Annotated in this window: 2 protein-coding genes; both read left to right on the forward strand. The window is 50.1% G+C overall.

Annotated elements, in window-relative coordinates; genetic code table 11:
- Nucleotides 1–184: 184 nt before the first annotated feature.
- Nucleotides 185–760 carry a hypothetical protein gene (locus Q0338_RS07845; RefSeq protein WP_298086268.1) on the forward strand — a complete coding sequence of 192 codons (576 nt, stop codon included), beginning with the start codon at nt 185–187 and terminating at the stop codon, nt 758–760.
- 341 nt (nt 761–1,101) lie between these two features.
- Nucleotides 1,102–3,543: a molybdopterin-dependent oxidoreductase gene (locus Q0338_RS07850; protein WP_298086269.1), complete on the forward strand. Its 2,442-nt coding sequence runs from the start codon at nt 1,102–1,104 to the stop codon at nt 3,541–3,543.
- The last annotated feature ends 424 nt before the right edge of the window (nt 3,544–3,967 follow it).

The following is a 3,967-nucleotide window of genomic DNA, read 5'->3' on the forward strand; positions in this document are numbered from 1 at the left end:
GTTTGTGCGGCTTTACTCTCGCGGCAAATTTTGGCAAAGCTCAAATTCGGCTCGGTTTGTCGCGTTCTAACCTCAAATTTTACTCTTTTAATATACAAAATCCGCTTCGTAATAAAATATAGCGATGTAATTTTAAGCCGTAAATTTATAAAATTACATTAATAATTTTTCTTAAGGAAGTGCGATGAAAAGTTTTAAATTCGTTTTGATCGCGGCCTGTGCGGCGGCGATAGGCTTAAACGCCGAGGTTTTGACAAAGACGACCGATATATCGCTAGGCGGTAAAAAGGTCGGCAAGATCGAGGTTTTAACGCCGGTCGAGGTTGTCTCCAAAGACGGAGCAAAGGCCAAAATAAAGGTAAAAGGCGCAGTTTCGGCAAACTACCTGGCTCAGATACAGCGTAGCGTCAAAAATGCCGAGATTTTCACGGTTTTTGATGCCGAGAGCGAGGCGAATTTTAAGAAAATAAAAGAGGTCGAGGACGACTACGGCGAGCTTTGGTATGAGGTCGAGGGCACGTACGAAGTCGCCGCAGACGCGCTAGGTAGCGACGCAAACGCGCTATACAAACAGGCTCAGCAAAAGTACGAGGAGACCTGCTCGGCGTGCCACCGCTTGCACGAGCCAAACAGCTTTACGGCGGCTCAGTGGCCGGCAAATTTGCAGTCGATGATCGATACGAACTACGTCTCGCTAGAGGAGACGGAGCTAAATTTGATCGTTAAATACCTACAGCATAACGCAAAAGCGGTAGAATAGGGCTTCGACGCGCTAGCGCCTAGCTAAATTTGCTCGTCGCTTGAAATGTAAAATTTAGCGACGCTTGTTCTTTAAATTTGGATTTTATATTTGACGGCGGCAAATTTAACGCTACCGGCTTAAATCTGCGGCGTCTTGCTCGCTAAAGAGCCGCGTGACAAAAAAGCGAGCGCCGCTAATAAAATATGGGTTTTAAAAGTAAATAACGGAAAACGAGTCGCCTAATCGCGTCGGTGCCGCAAGTATCGGCGATTTGGCTTTGCTTGGGTCTGCGACTTCGCGACTGCAAGCGCAAGGCGCGGGGGCTTGCTCCTGCGAGAATTAAAATAAGGGAGAAACCGATGAAAAGACGAGATTTCATCAAATTTTCGGCCTTGGCGGCTACGGCTGCGCAGGCTAGCAGGATAGAGGGCGTCAAACAGACGATTTTTGATAACAAAAAAGTGTTCGGCGCAAACAGATTCGGTCCGTTTTGGGCAAATTTAAACTCATCGCAGATCGTTTCGGTTAGCGAATTTGAGGGCGATAAATTTCCAAACACGATGAACTATAGCCTGCCTGACTCCGTGCAGAACGAAAACCGCGTGCTCTATCCGATGGTGCGCAAAAGCTACCTAAAAGCAAAAGGCGCGGCAAAGAGCGAACTGCGCGGCAAAGAGGAGTTTGTGCGCGTTAGCTGGGATACGGCGCTTGATCTAGCCGCCAAAGCTCTAAAAGAAAACTTCGACAAATACGGCGCCGAGGCGATCTACGGCGAGTGCTACTGGTGGGGCGGCAGCGGTAAGGTCAGCTGGGGTCGTACGGTCGCGCACAGGATGCTAAAGGTGCTTGGCGGCTACGTGGAAGAAAGCGGCGACTACTCGACCGGAGCGGGTCTAGTCATCATGCCTCACGTGCTAGGCGGTAGCGCGGTTTACGACGCGCCGACGAAGTGGAAAGCTATCGTCAAAAACGCTAAAAACGTAGTATTTTGGGGTACCGATCCTATCGTAACCAATCAAATCTCATCAGTCCCTCCGACTCACGACGGCTACGTAGGTATGCAGGAGCTCAAAAAAGCCGGCATCAAAACCTATAGCGTAAACGTCATGGTAAACGACACCGCGCGCTACTACGGCAGCGAAAACATCATCGTGCGCCCAAATACCGACACCGCGCTCATCATCGGCATGTGCCATTATCTGTTTACGAACAACCTCTACGACGAGGAATTTATCAAAAAATACACGGTCGGATTTAATAAATTTAAAGACTACTTCCTCGGCACGCAAGATAAAGTCGTAAAAGACATCGAGTGGGCGAGCAAAATTTGCGGCGTACCTGCGGGCACGATAGCGCAGTTTGCGACGCGCCTGGCTAAAGAGCCTACGACCGTGCTGATCGGCCGCGCGCTACAAAGAGCCGACCACGGCGAGCAGCCTTTCTGGGCGCTAGTGGTGCTAAACGCGATGCTAGGACACGTGGGTAAAGAGGGGCTTGGATTTGAGTTTAGCCTAGGATACGGCTCTGCGGGCGCTACGGACAAGATCGCTCCGGTGCTAAAAGGCCTAAGCACGCGTATCGACGAGAAATACGAAAACGTAGACGGCGCGCCGTGGAAAACGACTAAAAACATCACTATCCCGTCCTCTCGCAGCATCGAGGCGCTAGAGCATCCGGGCAAAGAGATCGACTACGACGGCACTAAGATCAAGCTACCGCACATGAGAGTGGCGTACATGGCCTCAGGCTCGATGTTTACGCGCCATCAGGACGTAAACAACATCGTAAAACAGTGGCGTAAATTTGACACCGTTATCACCGCCGAGCCATACTGGACTAGCACCGCAAAATTTAGCGACATCGTGCTGCCGGTAGCTATCGAGGTCGAGAGAAACGACATCAACCAAACGGGCGCTACGGGCGAATACATCGTGGCATATAAACCTGCGATAGAGCCGATGGGCGAGAGCAAGAGCGACTTTTGGATCTGCGAGCAAATTTGCAAACGCTGGGGCAGAGGCGAGGTATTTAGCGAGGGCAAGGACGAGCTAGGCTGGATGAAGGAATTTTACGCCGACGCGGCCGAGCAGGCTAAGGGGCTAAATTTAACCATGCCTAGCTTTGAGGAATTTTACGAAAAAGGCTACGTGAGGTTTGAAAAAGACAACACAGAAACCGAGCTATACACGCGCCTAGCGGCATTCCGCGAAAATCCGGCCAAAAACCGCCTAGGTACGCCGTCTGGCAAGATAGAGATCTACTCGCCGACGATAGCGAAGATGAACTACGCCGACTGCCCGCCGATGCCTACGTGGATCGAGCCAAAAGAGTGGCTAGGCAACGCGACGAAAAAATACCCGCTGCACGTCGTTAGCCCGCACTCTCGCTACCGCTTGCACAGCCAGCTAAACAACTCTATCATCAGAAATTTCGCCGAAGTTAGCGGTAGAGAGCCGGTGCTAATAAATCCAAAAGACGCCAAAGAGCGCGGCCTAGCCACGGGCGACGTCGCACGCGCATTTAACGACCGCGGCGAGATACTAGCGGGCGTGCTAGTCACCGACATCGTGCCTGAGCACGTCGTAGCTATCTGCGAGGGCGCGTGGTACGACCCTGAAAAATGGGGCGAAAAGAGCCTCTGCCAGCACGGCTGCGTAAACGTGCTAACCTTTGATAAAGGCACGTCAAGTCTCGCGCAAAGCAACTCGGCTCACACCGTGCTAGCGCAGATTGAGAAATTTAAGGGGGAGATTAAGCCGATACAAGCGTTTAGTAAACCTAAAATTCTACAATCTTTGTAGAATTTAACGCGTCGTCTCGCGAGCGTCTTTAAATGAGTTTGAAAATTTTGGACTGCGGCAGACTACTTGTCTAGCCTTGTCCAAATTTTCTGCACAACTCTCAAAATCATCTCGCGATTACTTCCGCTTGTCTTTTTACGCTTAAATTTAGTTCACCAAATTTGAGCGTAATTTACTTCTTTCGTGTTCGTCAAATTTCAATGTAAATTTTGCGCGGATTTAAAACTTTGCTAAAATTCGCTCAAATTTAATCTAAAGGCCGCGCCGTGCAAATCCCAAATTTGATCCGAAATTTTATCCGCAAACGCATCGTTTCAGAGTGCATTTTACTACCTTTTTTCTACCCCGACGAGGGCGAGCTTGAGAGTTTTCAGGAGGGATATAGGCTCGCTAGCCGCAAAACGGGAGAGGAGCTGGTACTGCC

Origin of the sequence: uncultured Campylobacter sp. (assembly GCF_938018145.1) — a bacterium.
Classification (GTDB): Bacteria; Campylobacterota; Campylobacteria; order Campylobacterales; family Campylobacteraceae; genus Campylobacter_A.

Excerpts from the sequence above, each read along its gene's own strand:
- Q0338_RS07845 (WP_298086268.1), top strand. The coding sequence starts at position 185 with ATGAAAAGTTTTAAATTCGTTTTGATCGCGGCCTGTGCGGCGGCGATA.
- Q0338_RS07850 (WP_298086269.1), top strand. The coding sequence starts at position 1,102 with ATGAAAAGACGAGATTTCATCAAATTTTCGGCCTTGGCGGCTACGGCT.